This window comes from Taibaiella sp. KBW10, assembly GCF_003852495.1.
In the GTDB taxonomy this organism is placed as follows: domain Bacteria; phylum Bacteroidota; class Bacteroidia; order Chitinophagales; family Chitinophagaceae; genus Edaphocola.
This window is the reverse complement of the sequence record NZ_QAJI01000005.1, coordinates 460,794-480,693: the sequence shown is the minus strand read 5'-3', so window position 1 is coordinate 480,693 and position 19,900 is coordinate 460,794. Positions and strand designations below refer to the sequence as shown.

Genomic DNA, 19,900 nt, shown 5'->3' with positions numbered 1-19,900 from the left:
TTGGGCACGATGTAAATTCAGGTTTTCAAGTGAAACACCTTTTAAACTATCATAAGGCACTTCAACATGTTGATCAGTTTCACAAAATATTTTCATATTAAATAAATTCAATCAACATCCTCCCCAATCCAAAGGGCTAACTTTTGATTGTTGAATTGGAACGATTCTAAATGCTTAACTTGGCGACATTGTACCTGGGATTATTGGCGGTTCTACTACAAACTGCCCCGTCCACAACATTACTGTAATTTCCATTCCCATTAATGGCTGTCTATGAATTCGCCACTATTTCATCGTATTCCAAATTAGAATTATTAATCCTATCTTCAGTGTGCCACTCTTTTTTCCAATTCTATAGTTTCCTGTAACAACATAAAATATATTATTTTCAGACTTAATTTCAAAAATTTTAAATCCTAAATCTTTTTTATAATGGATTAGTTTTTCAGGGATACCTTCATTCAATTCTCTTATTTCTATTCCTTTCAAGATATTGGGTAAATCCAAATATGCTACTGCCGAAAATTCTATATCAATATTGCAGTCATATAACTTATTATAGTCGTCTTGGTCTGGGAATTTCATTGGACTTCTCCAGATTAGGAAACTGTAGCTAACTGTATAAGCCCAGATTTTAAAAAACTCTATTCAATATATCATTCATAATTTTAAAATGGATTGGGAACTACATCATAACTTCCGTTTGAAAACTTATAGAAAGTTGTTCGCTGTAAAGCATTTGGAATTGTCAGAATCGTGTGCAATTCCCAGTTAGTAAAATTTCTATTTGATTTAAAAAATTCTTTACTTATAGTCAGTCTTCTTTAAAATGGACTTGGTATTACTTTTCCGTTGAAATAAAATATAAGGTTCTTGACTATTCAACAGTCACATCCAGCTTAATGATAAATTAAATCAACAACCTTAAATTATATAACAAAAGCCCTATTTACTAAGGCTTTTGTTACTTGATGCAATGTGGTGCAACATTTGATATATTCCTTGAAAAGGTTCTCCTTTTTCAATTTTCACAACATATCTATTACCATTCATATTTGTCAAAGCAAGTCGTGTAAAATCTTCCTTACTAACTATACTATCTTTAAATTCTTCCTTCATAGCAAGACTGACATCTGCCAATTCTGTAAATGGCATAAAGATTTTTTCTCCGAATGACACCGCACAAATACCATCAGTTGTTATGAGCAGCCAATTTAATTCGTCTTCTTTAAAACATACTAAAGCATTTTCATCTTTTGCTACTAATGCTAACTCATTATAATAATTATATTTATTTTCTTCATTTATTAATTTAGTCCAAAAACCTTCTCCTCCCTTTCTTTTAAATATTGATAATAATATTGAAGAATTGTATGTTTTTTGTTTCATAAATTATTGTTTTAAATTTTTTTGTAGAAACACTCCAGTACCAGATTGTTCAAAGCTATAGCCAAAACGTCTAGCAATGTTCGGGTTAAGAAAGCCTTTATTAATTACAGATGAACCATATATAGATATTTTACTTGCACCTGCGTCTAGTGCTCTTCCTTCTAAATTACCAATAAATGTTCTAAATCCAGATAGACTTTTTCCTGCGCTAGCTTCTAAAAGAAAAACATTTACGTTATATGTGCTTCCAACCAATCCGTTCGTGCCATAAACTGAATATCCACTTATTTTTTCTGCACCTTTAGACACCGCTTGTGAGAATGTCTCCTCAGTAAGATTTACCAAACCTCTTTCTCCTGCTTTAACAGAAGCAGATTCAACTAAACCTGTCGGCGACTCTCCGGCATAACCCTGAGAGCCCATCAGCAGATTGTTAGCCGCTTCGTTCCATCTCATTGGATTGGATAAGTAGGCCACCATCAAACTCGGAGCAAGCTCTGCACCGGCAATTAGTACAAATGGTGCGGCACCGGTAGTGCCCCATACTTTCATAGCGGTTTCAAAACCGGCTACCTTGCTACGGTTATAATCGTTGCGCCCGATATCCTGGTTGCTGGCCTGCCATACATTTAAGCCACCATCTCCATACAGGCCACCTGAACCGCTTGAGCCGGAACCAGGCCTCGTTGCGGATGCCGTAACCTCACCCAGCATTCCTTCTTCTCTTCCCCAGTCGCCTGTACCATCAACCCTGTAATTACTACCATATGGTGAAGTATATGTTTGCCCTACAAAGGCTGCAAAGCCACATAAAGGGCAATCGCCCATAGGATCTGTATAAGATGCCGGGTTATTGCGCATGGAAACATAGGGACTCAAAGATAAATCTACCTCTGCTTTAGGGTCAAGTTGGTTGAATCTTCCCAATTGTGGATCTAGTCCACGATAAAACGTTTCATAAGTTTCCAGTCCAAAGTTTTTTTCCAATTCTATACCCTGATACTTATATGGTTGGCTATTGCCAGCCGCATTATCGGTTATGGCTAATCCAAAGGGATAATAATGATCCTCTTCAAGCACCTGACCACTGTAATGGGATACCTGCACATTATCAAACCATACATCGGTACCGATGCTTCTATTATCTACATAGACCACCACATAGCCTGGTTCAGTCGCAACCGCAGGGCTAACACTTACATTTTCAAAAACACCCGGGGTCGCATTTACCGGCAAGCTACCGCTGATTGTACTCATCAGCTTCATATTTTTATCAAAGAACAAATAGTTCAAGCCGGCTTTGGGGCCTGAACCTGTATAGGTATCGTTCAGTATATTTTCTAACTTGTTGGTCACTCCTGAATTGCCCAACGCTTGGTTGATCAATTCTCCGCTTTGCCCGCTCTCACTTACAGGCACCCCACCTATAGTACCTCCAGTTAAAGCACCGATTAACGAAGTTACGATATCTTCGGCTGCTGTGGTCGGCCCTTCAATCGGATTTCCACTACTTTCATAATAGGCATCCGTTGCAAAAGTAAAACGGTCCCCCGGCATTACCCGTAACATGATTGCTGTGCCAATACGTTTAGCCGGGTCATCGGCGATCAATCTTGCTGCTTTGGTATCATCAAGGTTGATACTACCCGGTTTATCGGCTCTTACGGCGGCAATATTATCAAAGATCAATTGTTCGGCATTGGCCGTAGCGATTTCATGGCGGGCCAGGTATTGCTGATTGGCAGGCTCTGCTTCTATCGTACTGCGAACATTACCCAAGTGATCTTTAATAAAATAATCATATACAAACTTGGTCTGCCCGCTCATCGCTCCTGTGGTCACCTGTGGACGACACCGACCTTCTTCATTGAGGATATACTGCAACAGATCATTTTTGTACACAAAATTCCCCATGTAGTCCCAGATATCGGTATTGCCTGCTTGGTAATCGGCTACTCTCTTTTGTAGCAGATTGCCGGTAGCATCATATACATATGTAATACTGCCTTTACCATTAACCTCCAGCTTCTCTGGTTTATTCAGGTAGTTGTAGGCAATGCCACTAATATCCTTATTAGCATCACTCAACAAGTTACCATTAACATCATAGGTAAATTCTTCAGCAAGGTTGGCATTATCCTTAAAGTCCGGTAAGGCACTTGTTATATTGGCCGCTATGGCATCGCTTACTTTAACCAGCTTATTACTGTTGGGCGCATAGATATATTTGAGGATGTCCATATCCCCTGGGTTGCCCCCAATATTCCCTCTATGGTTCATAGTCTGGATATTGCCTAAATCATCATAGGTGATATTGCTGTTGGTATAATCGTAATTATCATTTACCCAGTTAGTGGGGTTTGCATGATTGTTCCTATATTCTGCATGGGTAAGCCGATTGAGTTTATCGTAACTATAGCCATAGGCATGTTTCTGTACATTATCATCCTCATTATAATAGTTCCAAGTAGTACCGGCAATTTTGCCACTATACAATTTACTGCCGAAACCATCATCATAATGAATTGTCTCATTAAAATAGTTAATATTCTGATCTACTGGATTACGCGCCTGTATATGTTTGAGCCAGCCACGAATGTTGTACTCCTGTAATACATTGGCAATGGTATATTGCTTGACCACCGGTTGGCCAAGATGGTTATAATCATAATAGGCAATGTTATAAGCAGCACCATCATTGATACTTTGTTGGATGTTCCAGATCTGGTCATTACCGCCAAAGCCCAGGTTACGTTTGTATTTCTTGTCCAACTTAATGCTTGTTAAGGCAGCATTGGCTCCGGGAATAGTCATGGCATCTGGGTTCTGGTGATAGTTTACACCTTCATAAGCCATCCCCTGGAAGTAATATAGGTTACTGCTGATCTCTGTACCGCCTTTCAGGTTATTCTGCTGGCTTTGAATCAATCTGCCTTTGGCATCATAATAATTTACGGTGGTGATCCATTCATTTCCACTGGGGTTGTCCGGGTCCATTATCCTTATTTTACTACCGGTTGTTAATCCCCTTACGGCATTGCTGTAAACGGAGGGTACAATGGTGTTGTCATTTGCGGGGGGTGCCGGTATTTTGGATGGGTCAAAGCTAAAGCCACCCAGCCGCGTATAATTATCATAATAATTATAGCTGAGTATAAAACCATTGGTTACGTTTATGGGATAGTTTTCAGAAAGTTGCTCTGTATAATTGTTGACAAAATATAACCAGTGACTTGTAGAGCTGCCACCGCCTACACTGCCGCTATTTACCTGGCTTTGTAAACTGGCTCTGTCATCTGCAATAGTTAACAGGCCGCTTGTCGTCGGGCGGTTAAGGACATCGTAAAAGACAAACATCCATTTTCCTTGCTGTTTCAGGTTCCCGTCCTGTGTGAGCACCACACGATCACGCTTATCATATACCATGTATACGATTCCTTTGCCCGGGATTCTTTTTTCTATGATCCTGCTTTTGGTATCATATTGATAGGTATAGCACAGTTGTTCCCGTTGTGTTATGGTCGGAACACTCCAATTATAGGTATAGGTATTAATTGTACCCCCGCCACCCGGACTGCTGCTGACGCTCAGTTGTGGAGTGGTTGTACTTGGTGGTAATACATATCTTAACCGATCAAGGTCATCATATACATAGATGGTATATACATAGTTGACCGGGAATAGGCTTGCAGATGCCTGAGCAGGATACATAATTCCTGAGGTATTTTTGCTCAGACTACGTTTGAGAATCAACCGTCCCTGGTTATCCTTGCATTCTTCTGTAATATTTCCATCCTCATCAGTCACTTTAGTGAGGTATAAAGTCCCATCGGCATAATTTCCGTCATATTGAAGCGTACCTGTAGCATCGACGCTAAAACGCGGAAAGCTGCTCTTTACGGTTATATTGGTAGGATTGATCCCACCTCCAAAATAGGTTTCATCACCATTTGTCTTATACTCCATAAGGGAGCCCCGATTACTGCCCACCCAGCTTTTACCAGGAGACATCTGTTTTACCGGACGGTTAAGGGGGGAATTATCATATACGGTCTGGCTATAGGGTTGTTCTCCTTGGGCAAGCGGATAAAAGATTTCCATGCGCACTTTGGGTGAATAATCTATTTGCCCCAATGAACTAAATTCTTGCTTGGCATAAGGCAGGTACTGAACACTCTCTCTGCCAACCCCATCGTAAAAATGATGCTGTACCAAGTCATTGCCATCTGCATGGGCTCTTTTTTGAACGGATTGAAGAGGACGGCCCAAACCATCTATAAAATCGGTCACCTGTCGGTGTTTGATGGCACTGTCCTTCACTGTGGTCGGTGCATCGGGTACCCAGGTGACTATATAGTTTTTCTTCGTAGTTGAAGGAAAGTTAAATAAACCGGGATAGGCTGTAAGGCTGGGTAAAACCGCTGGGCTTTCCGGAATATTTGTAGCAGGATTATTGACCGCCTGACCAGAAGCAATAAAAGTCGATAACAAGCCAATGGTTACAAAAACAAGTATTCCTTTATAAAGCATGTATTTCATTATTGTTGATTGTGGATCAATAGGATATTTAAATTTATTGCTGTAATTCATAAGTGTTTTGTTTTATGATTTTACCATTTTGATCTTTAACGAATGATAGTCTGTTAAAGCAGTCATATTCATAGAAAATAATAGCTCCATTTGGGGCGGTTTCTGAGGTCATCCCAACTAAAAGCTTATAGGTATAGGAGGTAACCTGTGCCTTTGGCAAAGCCGATCTTAAGGTATTTATGGCATCTCTTATTTCATTATCGATCAGATAAACTTGTGTAGCACCGACTAATCTATAACCTTTATTAAGATTTTGAAGTGTTGTACTGGATATGACTCCTTCAATTTGGGCATAACTGGCATTGGTAATCATAGCGATCGGGTACTGCCCGTTATTGTAGCCCCATATATAACATACCAGCTCCCCACTTTTCATTTGCACTTCTAGAGGATTACCTTTATCATCATAGCGGTTGACGACTGATTGTTCCACATAATTGGGATCTTTTATTAAAGCCCAAGGAGCTACCGTGGTATATGAAGGTGCGAAATTATTAAGCAGCTCGCCATTTTCAACTTTGAATTCTCTTTTTGGAACCGGGGTATTATTACTTAACTTATCATAGGTCATCAGGCTCGCACCCTTCAAGTATTCGGTTCCATTTCGCTTTATAAATAGGGATGTTTCAATGGGCACCGCGCGCATCTGTTTGTATCTTAATGCAGCAATTCCTTCTACTCCACCGAAACCTCCGGCAGTTGTGTAATTATAATCAGCAGCATATTTTATCCTTTTTATTAATTCGTCGCCTGTACTTGACATTGTATTAGTCTGGGTATTATATGGATGAGTTACTCCATCATATTTAAATTGTTCCGTTTTTGTGATTGAATTACTTGTGCCCACCTGGTATTCTGTGGTTGTTTTAGTTGATAAGACTTTATTTACATCAGTTAGATAATAGTATTTACCGGCTCTCCATACACCAGCCCTATTTGAACTTGAAGGACTACTATTGTTTGCATTTCTTGAAGCGGTGATTAAATCCATCTTTAACCCGTATACTTTTGTAGGACTACTCACGCCATTGGCAATCCAATTTTTATAAGTATAGGCTTCTGACAACAATAGTTGGCCACTCTGGTCGAAAACATTCTTTTTCATTAAATGACCTCTCGCCCAGTCATAATTAGGATTTTCAGCAAACGGATATGAATTTATAGAGGCCGGAAAGAGTGTAAAATTAAAATCACTGTATCGCAATGGGGTACTCGGGAAAAGGGTAACGACAGGAGTTGCCTTATATAAATTATCACAAATCCCATTTTCTGAGATATTGCAATCCGGTCCGGGTAAGGGTGCAGCCGCATCATTCGTCTCAAACCAATATCCCGGTAGTGAAAACTGGTATTCCGTTTTACCATTTCCACTTATGGATTCTGTAACCTTCCGATAACCAATATTGGAACCCTGGGTAGTACCCAATGGTGCCTGTGTAACACTATACCTGATCGTATTCGCCCTAAACGAACTTTCAGATCCGTCTAAAGGATATATACCTCCAATACCTTGAGGGCTTGCGTATTGAGGCATACTGATCGCTCTACCCGAGGAAACATTCAGACTATCGGTATAGCCATAATTATAAATAATGGGTTGACTATTGGGGATACCGTCATTCTTAGTTATTCTTTTTATCCTAAGCCCACCACCGATAAATTCTTCATTAAAATCCTTGAATTTATGCGGTTCGTATTCATATTTAGTATAACCACCCGTAGGATAATTTATCTTGGTAAGCATAGCTACATCCATTACTGACACAGACGGTTGCCGATTTGCACCTTCCAATACATATTCCGGTCCGGTATAATTGTTTCTTTTATAGACACCGATTTTCCTGCTATCGTCAAACATCTGGGGATAGACATAAAGTGTAGGTATTTTAGAAAAGAGATTTTGGGTTGCACCGTTATAATAACCCCACATATCCTGTTGTGAAGAAAATCTATAGGGCAGTTCATCTGCATTTGTATAACCTGCAAAATCCTTGTATTTATATTCAAATGATGTTGACGGATTGATGCAATTATCTGTTAATCCTAATTCCTGTACACTGCGTAGGCGAAGCCTTTTGAAATACCTGTTGATCGGCGCATTAATATCTATAGAGTTCGGGGGATACATTTCATTACTTCCGATTGGATAATAGGCTTGAGTTATGGATGTTTCAAAATAATCTTGTTCAAATTTGAATCTTTTGATCCTTTCTGCTGATTGATTTCCAAGGGAATAAATAGTCAGTCCTGTAATAGCCCGGGGATGAAGTGTGTTGATTATTGCTGAGTCAGAAATATCCTGCCTTTCAAAAGACTGTTCAAAAACAATTCGTGCAGTAGGACTTTCGATTTTACCCAACCTCTTGGAATACTGGTAATTATAGTTTTGAGTAAGAAAATATAGGGTTGCACCACTAGTATTTGGATTATAAGTATTGTAGGTATTAGCCCAACTAGGGCCCCAGTAAAAATTCTGCTCCGGAATAGAGGTATGACTTATATTAAATTCCGTATTATAGCTAAAATTAATATTTTCTCCTGAAGTAGTTACAATTTTACTCAAATACCAACCCGTTCTGTAGCCGGAAGATGCACCGGTAATATTAAAACCGGAAGAAAATAATCCCGGTTCCATTTGAATACTAGGGACACCATTGACAATTCTATAAGCAAACGATTCCTGGCGCTCTATATCTTCAAAAATATAGGTATTTCCCGTGTTATCCATAATTTCAAACTTTGACAGCTCCCCACCTGTATCAAGATAGTGCTTAACACTCAAATCGGAATTTGAAAGCAATTTAACCGTTGCGGTTCCATCGATCACCTGGAAAACAAACTGACCTGTATGGCCACAAAAATTAAAGTAAAAAACATCCGGTTCTGAATCGACATCTTTAAAGTATATATGTCTTCCATTACCCTGTGGATCGGTATCAATCCTATTAAATTTATCAATAATATTATTATATGAATAATTTTGGTCTATAAGATCCTGAGCATAGGCATATTCTAGGTCAGTATCGCCAATATTCTTTCCACTATGCAATAAGCCCTTTTTGCAACCGGGATTTGGCCCGCCTTGACCGTAAGATGAAACACAAGGAGATTCTATTCCTTTAAAATCATCCGGTATATCTTTAACGGAGCGAACTATAGCTCCGCCAGCATTTAAAACCCAGCCCAGGCCTACATTTGAAGACACTTCTTCTACTTTAATACCCCCGGCATGGTAACTAAGACTAATGGGTAAGCTGAAATTTCTTTCCTTAATCTCGTATAAGGGAACTGAAATGCCGGGAACACCCGTATAATAACCTACCGGATTATCGACATACTTTCCCAGTGAAGCGGTATTGGGAGCAGGGGGCATTACTAACCGGATTTGACCTAGCAAGACAGATGTGCATACACCAAACCCAATTGTAAGGATTGTTTTTTTCAAAAAAATAATTTTCATAATTAATATCTACTTATTTAAAGTTTCGAACCCAGCAAGACGAATCCATTGGGAGTTGGATTTTACAATCTTTTTAGAAATTTCTTCTGGAAGTGTCTAAGCTTCTTTACGTATTGGTTTGAATGCCCTGATTGTTTGCTGATACAAACCTGCGCTTTATGAATAACATTGCTGTTCTCGGGTGAAGCATCATATTCACAATTTACCTGCGCGTTCGATAAAAACGTGCCTAAAACAAATACTAACAGCATCTGTAAGAATAGTTTCAAGAAATTTAGGTTTTTGTTAACAGGAATTTTTCGCGGCGAAGATATTGCGGTTTTTCATAATTTCAAGCGTTTAATCAAGAAAAAGTGAAATAATCCAGAAGGCTCCACCTAAGCCTTTGATACATAATATTAAATTAAAATGGGGAGCCATTCCCGGAAGCTAAATGTTTCCCTAAACGAGTAATCTTCCCTTTGTTCGTGTTTCGAGCAAGAACACTCCTTAAGGACTATGGTCAAGCTAATACCTCTTAATCTATTAGCCTTTTTCAAATATTACGTGATTCTTTCCGACAAGGAAAAGGACAAAAAGGCCGCCAAGATAATGGGATCGGACAGCACTGCGCGCGCATAATGTTTTGCTGCGAAAACAGCAAAACACCCTTCGGGACTTATAGCGCTCCGCTGGCCCGATCCCATTCTGTAATTGCTTTCTTTTTTCCTTTTCTTTTGGAGAAATTTCATTTAAGGGGAAGGAGATTGTTACACTTTTATCCTCATTTTCTTTCCCTATTTGGATTCTTCTTAAGGTTGTATTTATTCGGCTGCACCGATTTAAATTGACCCCTGATTGATGTACACATTTGATCTAAAAACAGGGCTTGGTTTCAATGATTTCTTTAACAAAATGATTGCGATTTGTATCACGATCTTTCTTGTTTTAAGCAACAAATTCTTTGGTGTTTTAGGACTTGGTTTCACATTTTATTTTGTTCTTTTTTCCCCTCTTTTTACTGTTGGGTTATTTAGAATTTGAACAACTATTCTTTTTTTGAAACCGGTGTTTTACCTTTGCATCACTGATGGGGTTTAACTCCTTCGGTCTCTTTATTTTTGGTTTTTAGTTTCCGGTTTTGGTTTTGGAATTTTGATGCCTGCTGATCTTTTCTCTTTTCATCAGCATTGTTTTTTTGAAAGGCAGATCTTGCTTTTCGGCGGTTTCCCTGTCTGCGCCCGGAAACGGCAAGATGAACCGGTGTATCACCCCACCGGAATTTTAAGCCCCATACTCGGAACTCGTGGGCTTTGCTTTTTTAGGGAGATGAGTGTTTTTTGATTGTGTTTGATTGTGTAATGTGATAATGATATAGTGATGGAGGAACAAAAGAACATCCGAAACAAATGGCTGCATCTGCGCCTCAATGAGGGAGAATATGCCCTGCTTTTACAACATTTTAATAAAACTACGGAACGGCAACTAAGTGTGTATGCCCGTAAGATCCTGCTGTCTAAACCGATGATCGCATCGGTTCGGGATGAGGGTTTGCAGGACATCCTGGTGGTCTTATCTAAGCTGCAAAAGGACTTTAACGGAGTAGGCAATAATTATAACCAGATGATCCATAAGCTGCATCTTATGGTTGCGCTCCCGGAGTTCCGGGATTGGATTTTACGGTATGAAAAGGAAAAGCTTGTGCTCTTTTCGGCTATTGAATTGATCCGTGATTATGTGGTTAAAACGGGGGAAGTATGGTTGCGGTAATCAATACGGGGACTTCGCTGCGCAGGAGTTTTTCGTATAATGAAAATAAGTTAAGGGAGGGTGTGGCGTCTTTGCTGTTTTCGGAAAATTATCCTTTTCAGGATGCCGATTTAACCCAGGATCTCCGGCTTAAGATGTTATTGAAGGTGGCCGGTTTACGTCCTGATGTGGGCGTAAACGCTGTGCATATTTCTTTGAATTTCTCTCCTGATGAGCTGCTTTCTGATGAAAAAATGGGTTTGATTGCCAAAGCATATATGGAGCAGATTGGCTTTGGTGATCAGCCGTACCTGGTCTACCGTCATCATGATAGCGGCCATCCGCATTGCCATATCGTCACAACGAATGTGACGATGGAAGCGAAGCGTATTTCTCTGCATCATATTGGTCGTTTGAAGTCGGAGCCTGCCCGTAAGGAACTGGAAAAGAAGTTTGGTTTGGTGCCTGCGCAGGGTGTTCAAAAGACTTTTCAAGATCCCTTGAAACCTATTGATGTTGCACGGGTGCAGTATGGCAAAACGGATAGTAAAAGGGCTATTGAGAAGGTATTAAATAAGGTGCTGGGTGAATATAAGTTTGGTTCGCTTCATGAGTTAAATGCGGTCCTGGGTTTGTACCATGTGCGCGCGGACCGGGGCGAAAAAGGCAGCCGGATCTATGAAAGGGGTGGCCTGGTCTACCGGATCATTGATGAAACGGGTAAGGCGGTTGGCGTACCGATCAAGGCGAGTTTGTTTTACAATAAGCCAACCTTGAAGTATCTGGATAAGTTATATCTTAAAAATGAATCGGATGCGGACAGGTTTAAACATCAAAACAGGCTTAAATCTGTTATTGATTTTGCGATCATGTCGAAGCAACCTAAAAGCTTGGACGCTTTAGCGGAGTTGCTCAGAAGGGAGGGCATTAATATGGTGCTCCGCCAAAGTGATGGTGGTATGGTTTATGGAATTACTTATGTGCATTTTGAGACAAAATCGGTGTTTAACGGGAGTGCTTTGGGTAAGGAATATAGTGCTCAGGGGACGCTGGAACGCCTGGGTATTGTGGTGGATCAATCGGCTAAGCTGATGGGCCAAGATATTGCTTCGGCTTCAGATACTAAGGGATTTAGTGATGGTAGTGGTGGTACTGCTGTTCCTGATCATAGCCCTTCTGAGGGCATTAGGGATTTGCCTGCCGGCAATGAAAAGTCTCTTTTGGAATTGCTCATTCAATATGAGTATGCCACCCAAACGGTTCCCAATGAGTGGAAGAAAAAGAATAAAAAAAGAAGAAGATTATAGGGTAATCTTTCTTTTATTGGTTTAATTAAATATTGGGCGCTGAGCCTGTTTTAAAGAATGGTGGGGATGGAAAAGAAGTTAATAGCTGCGCAGGAGCGGCTGGTTACCGTGGGGGATTTGGAAGTATTTAAAGCAGGGTTGATCTGTGCATTGAGCGCTGAACTGAAGGTTTTGCTCTCGGGAGCGAAGCCTGTAGCCAAGAAATGGCTGAAGTCTAAGGAGGTACGGAAGCTCCTGGGTATCTCCCCGGGTAAGCTGCAATCCATGCGCAATAAAAGGGAACTGCCCTATACGCCTATTGGTGGGGTGTTTTATTATGCCGAGGAGGATGTGTTGGCTTTGATGGAACTCAATAAGGTGCAATAGTATGGGAAAGGTTTGTTTAGGTTTTGGAGTCTCAATCCCTCCCTTGCTTGCTCATGTGGAGATTTACTTTTTACAGGCTGGGTGTTCTGTTAATCAGGCACATAGCTTTTTTGAATGGTATACTGCGCTTAATTGGAAATATAAAAACGGGAACCCCGTAAGCAACTGGAAAAAGGTAGCTTGGGAGTGGGTATATTGGAGAAATATATAAACAATATTAAGAAGCTCGTGTAAAAAATATAAACAAAAATGAAAAACCTATCTTAATTTAGTAACATTGTTGCCAAACAAATATTTGGGACTTCCGAATATCATGAGACAGTTGCAATTTCTTTAATTCATCTTTATAATGATGGATTGTAACAGAAGATTAAAAATATTATGACCGATAAAACACCTAACCCAATATTTCAAGGTTCCTTATTTGAAGAGGACTATCTTGTACGCACATTAGGCGCATTAGTTCATTCACCTGAAATAGCTCTTACCGAACTTGTTGCAAATGCTTGGGACGCTGGAGCAACATTGGTAGACATATTTATACCTGAAGATTACGGACAAAAATTAATTGTCGAGGATAACGGAACAGGCTTAACAAGAGATCAATTTGAGCAACGCTGGATGAAGCTCGGGTACAATCGAATTAGACATCAAGGAAAGAATGTTATTTTTCCACCTAATGTAGAAGGAAAGCGATTAGCTTATGGAAGGAACGGTGTTGGCCGCCACGGATTACTTTGTTTCGACAAAGAATATACAGTAATTACAAACTCAGGTGGCAAAAAATCAATATTTGTTATCACTACTCAAAATGAATCCCATCCGTTTGTCATTAAAGATGCTCATTTTGACATATCGAGTACTTTTGGCACACGACTGGAAGTGACAGTTACCAGAAATCTACCTAGCCCAGATAAGATTTTACAAATCATTTCTGCACGTTTTCTTCATGACCCCAAATTTATTGTTTCAATTAATAGACAGACAGTCCAATTAGAGCAGCATTCTGGTTTAATAGATTCTACAGATATTAAAATTGGAGACATTAACTTAACTGCACACTTTATTGATTCACAAAAATCTGCTCGTTCAACTTTATATCAAGGTATTGCCTTCTGGCAAAGTAATAGATTGGTTGGAGAACCGTCTTGGATTTTAGGGAATGAGGTTGTTATTGATGGAAGAACAAAATTTGCTAAACAATATACAGTTGTTCTTCAAACAAATGATCTAGCCGAATATATTTATGAGGATTGGACCGGATTTAAAAAAGTAGAAGTTATGGAAAGCGTTTACAAAGAGGTTATTTCCTATGTAAACAAAATGTTTTCAGAAATAGCAAAAGATACTATTGAAGAAACAAAACAACAGATTAAAAGCGATTTTCATTCCGAATTATCACAATTAACACCTTTAGCAAAATATGAAGTTAACGAGGCAATTGAAAGCATTACCATAAGTCACCCCACAGCAAAACCAGAATCTATCTCAATAGCTGTAGAAGCAATTATAAATCTTGAAAAGACAAGAACAGGAAAAGAATTATTAGTAAAGCTTGCTAAACTTTCGGAAGATGATATTAATGGGTTGAATAGTCTTCTGGAAAAGTGGTCAGTAAGAGACGCTTTGAGCGTCTTAGACGAAATAGATAATCGGATTTCAGTAATAGAAGCTATTCGCAAACTTTCTAAAGATAAAGACGTAGATGAATTACATGTCTTACATCCATTAGTGACTGGGGCGAGGTGGTTATTCGGACCCGAATTTGAATCAGCAGAATATTCATCTAATCGACAGTTGCAAACGGCAGTTGAAGCCGTCTTTAAAAAGAAAATTGGAACAGATGTTTTTAATAATCATAAGAAGCGTCCTGACATAGTTGTTTTGAATAATTCTACAGCCTCTATTACAGGTACAGAGTCCTTTGATAGTGATTCCAATTTAGCAACAGTCAATAAAGTCCTAGTTATTGAATTAAAAAGAGGTGGATTTAAACTTACAAGAGAAGAAAGAAACCAGGCACAAGGTTATGTAGAAGAGTTTATGAATTGCGGAAACCTAATTGGTTCACCATACATAGAAGCATTTGTTGTTGGTGAATCATTCTCAGAAAAAATACAACCAATTGCGAAGGTATTGAACGGAAATTCTGTAGAAATGGGGAAAATTAGAATTACAACATTTGGACAACTTGTCGATACGGCGGAAAAAAGATTATTTGGGTTAAGACAAAAACTTAGTGAGAGATATGATGATGTCCCTGGAATGGACTTATTTAAACAGCAAACTAAACAATTAAAGGTAGACTTTGTAAGTAGTGAAACAAAAGAAGTTTTACACCAAATCAGAAAGTAATTTTTAGAAAATTTGAAAGACTAAGAGGGTATGAAACTTTTTGATGAAAAGATTCATCAAATTTCTATCGGGTAACTATACAATATCAACTTATAGTAGACCTACTTCTTAGAGGGACTTAATCCAGTAGCTAAATGATTATTCATGTTTTTATAATAAAAAGTTTATATTCAATATTATTCCGTTTGTAAGTTTCTGTAGAAATACTCGCAAATGGTTTCCCTTCAACCGTTTTAATAAAATATAAAATTCCCTGTGTTATCTCTGTTGACTCTAAATACAAAAGTACCTGCTCTTTATCACTTTCAAGTCTTTGTTTATCAAATCGCTTCTTTATTTCTAAAATAACCTTTTCATTGTCATATTCAATAATAAAGTCCGGTCTTAATATTCCATTATTTATTTTGATTTTTGGTTCTCTAACAATATCGAATTCATCGTTAGTCATTGATAAGAATCCGTGAATCATTCCCAATATTTCTATCTCTGTTAATGATTCCTTTGTGAGAAATTCATTTCTTTCTATAAATTGATTCAACAGCCTAGAAATTTTTTCCGCAAGTGTAATATTTATTTTCAAAACGGTTCTTTTTAATTGCTCTAAACTTTCTTTTTGCTCTTGCAATATTTTTTGTTCTTTGTTAAATGCTAATTTTTCTTGTATTTGCTTAAGGAGCAAATGAACAAATGAGGAAACACTTGTAAGCGCAATAAAAGCTTCACTTTCATTGAATATTATTTTATAGTCATGAGTCGATTTGTTTCTCCATTCTTGCCTATAGTTCTCAAATAGCTGTAAAACTCTCTCTCTAAAAATTAAGTTTTCTTTGAAATGAGTTTCAATCTTATATGGAGTTGTATTGTTAAGTTCTCCTTCCTCTTTAGATGCTAAAACTTTATATGCTTCCTTTAATGCACCTTCAAAAGCTTGATTCGACCTATAAATTACATCATTAAAAAAATGCTCATCTTGCTGTCCTTGTATATAGTATTTTTCAGCTCTGTCGATATGATTTAATATCTGATCAAGATAAACTGAATTATCCTCAAATTTTATGTTGTTGATTTGCTTTTTTATTTCAGAGGAAATATCCATTAGTATATGAAGTTTGATAATTATAATCTTGACATTTCTAGCCCCAATGTCCCGGAAAATAAATTTACAAAAGTTTATATTATTAGAAAAATTGAATGCCTTTTAAACCCAAAGAGTTCCTGTGTATTAAATGCATAATTAAAGTTTCTGCGAAATTTGCCATAACAAAATAATCCTTGTATATTTATGGTAGAATAAACAGTTATTTGATCTATTTTAATACATATCAAACCATTTGAAACGGTTACCTTTTCGGTTACCAATCAGAATGAAAATTTCGCAACTGGTTGATTATAAGTTTATAGCATCCCTATTTTTTGATCCCAGCGGGATCACAGAAGGCGCACTAAGTTGCGCCTTTTTGCATTAAATCGCATTTCCTACAGCGGTTTTTCCAAAAAGCATATCATTTCTTTTCATCTTGAACCGTACTATCCGGTGGTCATTGTATTCATACAGTACAACGCAGCGCTATTACAAGGTGCGAACAGAACGCATCAGTAGAAATATCAACCTGTTTGTGCATTCTAAACTGTTTGATAAAAAGGGGAAGCTGATGCTGGTGAGATGAAGTCTCTATTCACTAAACTACCTCAAGTCAATTGGCTTGAGGCAGTTTCTAATTTTAGGAACCATATTCATGTTAACTTCCAAATTTCATCAAATTCAAATTGACTAATCAAATTAGAGTTCTACAAATCTAATTCTGCAAGAGATTGATCATATAACATTGATTCCCCAAGTGGTAGTGTATCAAACGTGTTGATATCTATAATAATCCTTTCTACCTATAGGTAAAACCTTTCATTTGAAGGCAAAACTAATACCATAAAGAAAGCGAGCAATATCTATATTGCTCGCTTTCTTTATGGTATTTTAACGTCTACTATTCCATATTAAAAGGTCTTTTATCTGCAATCAACATATCTAGTACACTACCACATATGTGCATTAGTTACTTTAGATGTAAATTGCAAAATCAGGATGCTCTTTCTTAAAAGCGGCTCCCTTATCAGGCAAATTGCCCAGTGCTTTAAGAAGTTGTGTCTTTAACTGAGATTTTTTCTTCTTTAGCTGCTTGATATATGCTTTATAATTTAAACTCGCTAAATAATTTCCTTTGTTATAGGCATCTTTTAATAAGTGTAATCCCTTAATAATATTGCTTTTTTTGCCATTTTCTGGAGAAATATACCAAACAGACAAGTTAGCAATTGCACTTATATTCCCATTCTTTGCAGCAATTTTCATCCATTTATAATATTTTGAGGGATTATAAAAAGGGTTTGGATTTAAATATCCACTATCAGCATAATGTACAGCTAAATTAAACTGAGCAGCATCATCGCCTTCCTTTGCACCAGCCTCCAGAAATTCTATTTGTAGCTTAATTAACTTTTTTGACTGATTATAATCAAGTATATTCTTATATTTATATAGGAGATCATTAATATCTTGATATAAATTATTGTGATTTTCATTCATATATGATAAATTATTTCTTTTTAGATTTATTTCCTCCTTCAGGTGTTTTCCAGTCAGACCAATCAGGGGGCTCGGGTATTGACTGAAAGCTACCATTACCGTCATTTTTAGGTTTTAATACATTATTTGGATTATTTTTATCTTTTCTCCATTTTTTATAAGGATTATCAGTCCCCTTCGAATCTCCTTGCCATCCTTTTTCTCCTTTAGTAGTACCTCTACCTCTTGAAAATAAATTCCAAATCCTATCTACCAAGAAGATAATCGAAATTGATTCTGGGTACGCTTTAACCCAATTGGCCACACTCTCTGCGCTTGGTATTTCCAGCGGCGCGGCACCCGGATAAGGAGAACTACCAGCAGGACCAAATACCGGAAAAGGTATAGGTATAGCAAAACCTAATGTACTACTAAATCCTCCTTTTATTCTGCTGTTGTTATAATAGGTTTCTATTCCTTCACTATAATAGACTGCTGTGTAGGCATCAATAGTCTGCACATCCGAAGACATATTCATAAAGTTTATATATCCTCCTATCTCAACTACAATTTTATTTTTAAAGTGCCTTTCAANNTTGAAAGGCACTTTAAAAATAAGCAGTTTAATATTCGCAATGACTAATCTCTTGTGTCGATGAAAAATTCATGGTACAAAATGTCAATCATGCTGACCAAATGATGAGCAATTATATTTTAACTGCATATAGAGCTCTCTACAGTGGATTTTGATATTGTAATTTACCTTTTACTTCTATTATTTTTCGCCTCAATTCCTCCGCAGTAGAAAAAGCACTTGGATTTAGCTTATGGTCTTCTTCGTATTGAGAAAATCTGCTGGAAACTTTGCTTAATTCTGCGAATGCAACTTTTTCCATATCAGTAAGAATGTCATTATTCACTTCTAAATCATACGAATAATAAAATTCATTACAAAAAACTGGTTCATTAATCTTCCCTGATAAATACTGGTCAATAAGCCAATATAATCTTCGTTTATCGTTTTTATCGTACATACTATTTTTTTAATTTCATTTTGGCCAATACATGAAGTGCCAAATAGAGTTTGTTGCCTTATCATAAAGAACTTCTAAATTATATGCTTTCCCATTCTTCCACATTTCAGTGGTGTGCATTAGCCGCAAGATCAACCTCTTTGTTCGTTCTAAACTGTTTGATCAGGATGGAAAGCTCATGCTGGTGGGTTAAGGGAGGTCTATTAATAAGCTATAATAAACGAAAAGAAGGCTCTTTTCGGAGCCTTCTTTTCATTTATACTCCAATCCGCGGCAGTATTAAACGGCAATGTATCATTTTAACTATAGTATCATGTACTCATTCTGAATGAAGCCCAGCCTATTGTATCGTTGAGCACTAGGTAAATAAATTTATTTGGCTAACTTGATCGTGTTGAATAGTTGTATACAACCCTTTAAATAAAATGCCGAAAAATTGGTTGAACATTGTTATTATCGTCAAGTTCTGACTTAGAAACGGCACGAAATAATGTCGTGCCTTCACCCTTCAGCCACAGCATCAATTTTACTAAATGATGCTTTCCTAACCAATACTATTTCGGCCACTTTCTCTAAGGCATACCCAGCGCCATATTGCACATCGGCAGCGCTATAATTGTCCCAATTGGTTATTATCTCCATAGCCCCATCTACTAGGCTTTGTGCTGCCCCTGCTCCAAAGGTACTATACATATATCCTACATAGCCCTCCAGAGAAGTAAAAGGACTAACGATTCTTTTTAGGGTACCTTTGAATCCTCTAGACGCCCAATATATTTTAGCTTATATATCCCCTTAGTGACTTTCTATCCAACCAATCACCTTCAGTACCTTACCATCTCCGATTTCGACAGGTCCCTCATAAAATTTAAATTCAGTTCCAAAGTGAATTTCTCCCAAAAGTTCATTAGAAATAAAGCTCACTTCTACAATTCCTTTTTCACCTGGTTTTAAATCTTCAGTATTTAATAAAAGTATTGAACCGGAAGTTTGCATTTTATTAATGAATTTAAACCCTGGTCTATACCCTGTTTTTACAGGCCAAGTTCTACCACCTTCTTTGTTTATTTTTATTTCTGCTTCTATTTTAAATATTCTATTCATTTGACTT

At 37.7% G+C, this 19,900-nt stretch carries 14 protein-coding genes; 4 read left to right on the top strand and 10 right to left on the bottom strand.

Annotated features, from left to right (window positions below; genetic code table 11):
* Positions 1 to 285: 285 nt before the first annotated feature.
* The 4 genes from DBR32_RS12505 to DBR32_RS12490 all read right to left on the bottom strand — a co-directional run bounded on the left by DBR32_RS12505 (position 286) and on the right by DBR32_RS12490 (position 9,352).
* Positions 286 to 585, bottom strand: a complete 300-nt coding sequence (locus tag DBR32_RS12505) for a hypothetical protein (protein ID WP_124636674.1) — start codon at positions 583 to 585, stop codon at positions 286 to 288.
* Between the two features lie 360 nt (positions 586 to 945).
* The gene (locus tag DBR32_RS12500) at positions 946 to 1,389 is read right to left on the bottom strand and encodes a hypothetical protein (RefSeq protein WP_124636673.1); all 444 of its coding nucleotides are present in this window, start codon (positions 1,387 to 1,389) and stop codon (positions 946 to 948) included.
* 3 nt (positions 1,390 to 1,392) lie between these two features.
* Entirely contained in the window at positions 1,393 to 5,928 is a 4,536-nt protein-coding gene (locus tag DBR32_RS12495) for a DUF6443 domain-containing protein (protein ID WP_158605983.1), read from the bottom strand.
* A 34-nt stretch (positions 5,929 to 5,962) separates the two neighbouring features.
* Entirely contained in the window at positions 5,963 to 9,352 is a 3,390-nt protein-coding gene (locus DBR32_RS12490) for a hypothetical protein (RefSeq protein ID WP_124636671.1), read from the bottom strand.
* A 1,446-nt stretch (positions 9,353 to 10,798) separates the two neighbouring features.
* Between DBR32_RS12490 and DBR32_RS12485 the strand changes: the two genes are divergently transcribed.
* The 4 genes from DBR32_RS12485 (at position 10,799) to DBR32_RS12465 (ending at position 15,195) form a co-directional block, all read left to right on the top strand.
* Positions 10,799 to 11,188 (top strand): plasmid mobilization relaxosome protein MobC, encoded by a 390-nt coding sequence (locus tag DBR32_RS12485; RefSeq protein WP_124636670.1) that lies wholly within the window; start codon positions 10,799 to 10,801, stop codon positions 11,186 to 11,188.
* Positions 11,176 to 12,474 (top strand): relaxase/mobilization nuclease domain-containing protein, encoded by a 1,299-nt coding sequence (locus DBR32_RS12480; protein WP_124636669.1) that lies wholly within the window; start codon positions 11,176 to 11,178, stop codon positions 12,472 to 12,474. The genes DBR32_RS12485 and DBR32_RS12480 overlap by 13 nt, the downstream gene beginning before the upstream one ends.
* A gap of 66 nt (positions 12,475 to 12,540) precedes the next feature.
* Positions 12,541 to 12,840: a helix-turn-helix domain-containing protein gene (locus DBR32_RS12475; RefSeq protein ID WP_233559733.1), complete on the top strand. Its 300-nt coding sequence runs from the start codon at positions 12,541 to 12,543 to the stop codon at positions 12,838 to 12,840.
* Positions 12,841 to 13,221: 381 nt separating this feature from the next.
* The gene (locus DBR32_RS12465; RefSeq protein ID WP_124636667.1) at positions 13,222 to 15,195 is read left to right on the top strand and encodes an ATP-binding protein; all 1,974 of its coding nucleotides are present in this window, start codon (positions 13,222 to 13,224) and stop codon (positions 15,193 to 15,195) included.
* Positions 15,196 to 15,337: 142 nt separating this feature from the next.
* Here DBR32_RS12465 and DBR32_RS12460 read toward each other — a convergent pair whose 3' ends face one another.
* The 6 genes from DBR32_RS12460 to DBR32_RS12435 all read right to left on the bottom strand — a co-directional run bounded on the left by DBR32_RS12460 (position 15,338) and on the right by DBR32_RS12435 (position 19,893).
* Positions 15,338 to 16,291: a hypothetical protein gene (locus DBR32_RS12460; RefSeq protein ID WP_124636666.1), complete on the bottom strand. Its 954-nt coding sequence runs from the start codon at positions 16,289 to 16,291 to the stop codon at positions 15,338 to 15,340.
* A gap of 960 nt (positions 16,292 to 17,251) precedes the next feature.
* Entirely contained in the window at positions 17,252 to 17,776 is a 525-nt protein-coding gene (locus tag DBR32_RS12455; protein ID WP_124636665.1) for a sel1 repeat family protein, read from the bottom strand.
* A 10-nt stretch (positions 17,777 to 17,786) separates the two neighbouring features.
* Positions 17,787 to 18,293 (bottom strand): hypothetical protein, encoded by a 507-nt coding sequence (locus DBR32_RS12450; protein WP_124636664.1) that lies wholly within the window; start codon positions 18,291 to 18,293, stop codon positions 17,787 to 17,789.
* Between the two features lie 196 nt (positions 18,294 to 18,489).
* A complete protein-coding gene (locus tag DBR32_RS12445; protein WP_124636663.1) occupies positions 18,490 to 18,789 on the bottom strand; it encodes a magnesium and cobalt transport protein CorA in 300 nt (99 codons plus the stop codon).
* A 501-nt stretch (positions 18,790 to 19,290) separates the two neighbouring features.
* Positions 19,291 to 19,482 (bottom strand): hypothetical protein, encoded by a 192-nt coding sequence (locus DBR32_RS12440; protein ID WP_124636662.1) that lies wholly within the window; start codon positions 19,480 to 19,482, stop codon positions 19,291 to 19,293.
* 102 nt (positions 19,483 to 19,584) lie between these two features.
* A complete protein-coding gene (locus tag DBR32_RS12435) occupies positions 19,585 to 19,893 on the bottom strand; it encodes a hypothetical protein (protein ID WP_124636661.1) in 309 nt (102 codons plus the stop codon).
* Positions 19,894 to 19,900: the final 7 nt, after the last annotated feature.

What these genes read in the sequence shown, in the direction of transcription:
- DBR32_RS12505 (WP_124636674.1), bottom strand. Translation starts at nt 585, where the DNA reads ATGAAATTCCCAGACCAAGACGACTATAATAAGTTATATGACTGCAAT.
- DBR32_RS12500 (WP_124636673.1), bottom strand. Translation starts at nt 1,389, where the DNA reads ATGAAACAAAAAACATACAATTCTTCAATATTATTATCAATATTTAAA.
- DBR32_RS12495 (WP_158605983.1), bottom strand. Translation starts at nt 5,928, where the DNA reads ATGAAATACATGCTTTATAAAGGAATACTTGTTTTTGTAACCATTGGC.
- DBR32_RS12490 (WP_124636671.1), bottom strand. Translation starts at nt 9,352, where the DNA reads ATGCCCCCTGCTCCCAATACCGCTTCACTGGGAAAGTATGTCGATAAT.
- DBR32_RS12485 (WP_124636670.1), top strand. Translation starts at nt 10,799, where the DNA reads ATGGAGGAACAAAAGAACATCCGAAACAAATGGCTGCATCTGCGCCTC.
- DBR32_RS12480 (WP_124636669.1), top strand. Translation starts at nt 11,176, where the DNA reads ATGGTTGCGGTAATCAATACGGGGACTTCGCTGCGCAGGAGTTTTTCG.
- DBR32_RS12475 (WP_233559733.1), top strand. Translation starts at nt 12,541, where the DNA reads ATGGAAAAGAAGTTAATAGCTGCGCAGGAGCGGCTGGTTACCGTGGGG.
- DBR32_RS12465 (WP_124636667.1), top strand. Translation starts at nt 13,222, where the DNA reads ATGACCGATAAAACACCTAACCCAATATTTCAAGGTTCCTTATTTGAA.
- DBR32_RS12460 (WP_124636666.1), bottom strand. Translation starts at nt 16,291, where the DNA reads ATGGATATTTCCTCTGAAATAAAAAAGCAAATCAACAACATAAAATTT.
- DBR32_RS12455 (WP_124636665.1), bottom strand. Translation starts at nt 17,776, where the DNA reads ATGAATGAAAATCACAATAATTTATATCAAGATATTAATGATCTCCTA.
- DBR32_RS12450 (WP_124636664.1), bottom strand. Translation starts at nt 18,293, where the DNA reads ATGAATATGTCTTCGGATGTGCAGACTATTGATGCCTACACAGCAGTC.
- DBR32_RS12445 (WP_124636663.1), bottom strand. Translation starts at nt 18,789, where the DNA reads ATGTACGATAAAAACGATAAACGAAGATTATATTGGCTTATTGACCAG.
- DBR32_RS12440 (WP_124636662.1), bottom strand. Translation starts at nt 19,482, where the DNA reads ATGTATAGTACCTTTGGAGCAGGGGCAGCACAAAGCCTAGTAGATGGG.
- DBR32_RS12435 (WP_124636661.1), bottom strand. Translation starts at nt 19,893, where the DNA reads ATGAATAGAATATTTAAAATAGAAGCAGAAATAAAAATAAACAAAGAA.